The organism is Streptomyces sp. NPDC002809, assembly GCF_040295435.1.
Lineage (GTDB): Bacteria > Actinomycetota > Actinomycetes > Streptomycetales > Streptomycetaceae > Streptomyces.
Map to the genome: position 1 here is coordinate 1 of NZ_JBEOVJ010000170.1, position 2565 is coordinate 2565.

Genomic DNA, 2565 nt, shown 5'->3' on the forward strand with positions numbered 1-2565 from the left:
GGATGTGCCGACGCCGCAGGTGGATTGGGCTGCGGGTGCGGTGGAGTTGTTGACGGAGTCGCGTGCTTGGCCGGTGCGGGATCGGCCGAGGCGTGTGGGTGTGTCGTCGTTCGGGCTGAGCGGGACGAACGCGCATGTGATCGTGGAGCAGGCTCCGGTGGTGGCAGAGCCGGAGGCGTCCGAAGCAGACGAACTCCCGGTAGTGCCTGTGGTGTTGTCGGCGCGGAGTGAAGTTGGGCTGTCGGCGCAGGCAGGGAAGCTCCTTGCTCTGATGGAGGGGGACTCCTCTCCTTCGCTGTTGGATGCGGGATTCTCGTCGGTGGTGTCGCGTGCGGTGCTGGAGCATCGCGCGGTGGTTGCGGTGTCGGACCGTGAGGAGCTGTTGCAGGGTTTGGCTGCGCTGGCCGAGGGGGGTGTGTCGGCGTCGGTGGTGCGGGGGTCGGTGCGGCCGGCGGGCAAGGTCGCGTTCCTGTTCACGGGTCAGGGTGCGCAGCGGCTTGGTATGGGCCGCGAGCTGTATGGGGCGTTCCCGGTGTTCGCGGAGGCGTTCGACGCGGTGGTCGCCGAGCTGGATGCTCGGTTGGGGCGGTCGTTGCGTGAGGTGGTGTGGGGTGAGGATGCTGGTCTGCTGAACGGGACGATGTTCGCTCAGGCGGGGTTGTTCGCGGTGGAGACTGCGTTGTTCCGGCTGGTGGAGTCGTGGGGGGTGCGTCCGGACTTCCTGGTCGGTCACTCGGTCGGTGAGATCGCGGCCGCGCACGTGTCGGGTGCCCTGTCCCTGGCGGATGCTGCCGAACTCGTCGTTGCGCGGGGTCGGTTGATGCAGGCGTTGCCTGCTGGTGGGTCGATGGTGGCGGTGGAGGCGGCGGAGGCCGAGGTGCTTCCGCTGCTGAATGGTGAGGTGGGGATCGCTGCGGTCAACGGTCCGCGGTCCGTCGTCGTCTCGGGTACGGAGGCGGCGGTTGCTGATCTGGTGGAGAAGTTCGCCGGTCAGGGCCGTCGGACGAGTGTGCTGCGGGTGTCGCACGCGTTCCACTCGCCGCTGATGGAGCCGATGTTGGCGGAGTTCGGGACGGTGGTTGCCGGGCTGTCGTTCGCTGACCCGTCGATTCCGGTGGTGTCGGGTGTGTCGGGTGATATGTCCGAGGGCTGGGGTTCGGCTGAGTACTGGGTGCGGCATGTGCGTGAGGCGGTGCGGTTCGCGGATGCGGTGTCGTATGTCGTGTCGCGGGGTGTGACGTCGTTCGTCGAGGTCGGTCCTGATGGTGTGCTGAGCGGGATGGCCCAGCAGACGGTGGACACGGATGCGGCTCTCTTCGTTCCGCTGGTGCGTAAGGGGCGGCCGGAGGTGGTCTCGGCCGTCACTGCGCTGGGCCAGCTGCATGTGGCCGGAGCCTCGGTGGACTGGGCCCGGTTCTTCGCAGGTTCGGGTGCCCGCCGCGTCGATCTGCCGACGTACGCATTCCAGCGCGAGCGGTACTGGATGGAAGCCGAACTCGACGGCAACGACCCCGGCTCGCTCGGCTTGGGCACCACCGATCACCCGCTCCTCGGGGCTTCTGTCGCTCTGGCGGAAGCCGATGAGATGGTGCTCACCGGAAGGCTCTCTCTGGCCACCCAGGCCTGGATCGCCGATCATGGCGTGCTGGGCAGCGTGCTCCTGCCCGGTACGGCCTTCGTCGAGCTGGCCGTCAGAGCAGGTGACGAGGTCGGATGCGACCTCCTGGAAGAGCTGACGTTGCAGGCGCCCCTGGTCATCCCCGAACAGGGCGGTGTCGCGATTCAGGTGGCGATCGGCGCAGCCGATCCGACCGGGCGGCGATCGGTCAGCGTGTACTCGCGAGGCGACGGCACCGGCTACGAGCCCTGGACGCGTCACGCGGAAGGCATCCTTGCCACGGGCGTGGGGGCGCCGGTCCCGGACCTGACTGCATGGCCGCCGAAGGACGCCACGGCGGTCAGCGTCGAGGGAGCCTACGACCTCCTTTCGGAGCGCGGCTACGGTTACGGGCCGGTCTTCCAGGGGCTCAAGGCCGCCTGGACCTCCGGGGAGGAGCTGTACGCGGAGGTCGCACTGCCGGACTCGGCGCACGACGACGCCCAGCGCTTCGGCCTGCACCCCGCTTTGCTCGATGCCGCCATGCACGTGGCGCTCATCGATGACGGTTCGCGGACCGACGAGTCGACCGTGTTGCCCTTCGCCTGGACCAACGTCGCCCTTCACGCGGCAGGGGCATCGGCTCTTCGCGTACGGATCGCGCCGGCCGGGCAGGACAGCGTGTCGGTCCTCGTGGCCGACGGGGCTGGCCGGCCCGTTCTGAGCGTCGGTGCGTTGGTCTCCCGTCCGGTGTCGGTGGAGCAGTTGGGCGGGTCGGGTGTGGGTGGTGGGTTGCATGAGGTGGTGTGGCGGCCGTTGGTGACGGCTGTTGCTGGTGGTGGTGTGCCGGTGCCGTCGGTGTTTGAGGTGGCGTCGGTGGGTTCGGTGGGTCCGGTGGTGGGTGTGCGGTCGGTGTTGGGTGGGGTGTTGGAGGCGGTTCAGGGGTGGCTGGCCGATGAGGAGGGCGC

The 2565-nt window shown here is 68.8% G+C and carries 1 protein-coding gene; it reads left to right on the forward strand.

All coding sequences use genetic code 11. The features are described from left to right. Nucleotides 1-40 precede the first annotated feature (40 nt). On the forward strand, nt 41-2565 hold a 2525-nt coding region (locus ABT025_RS39320), incomplete at its 3' end, for an acyltransferase domain-containing protein (RefSeq protein WP_351003625.1).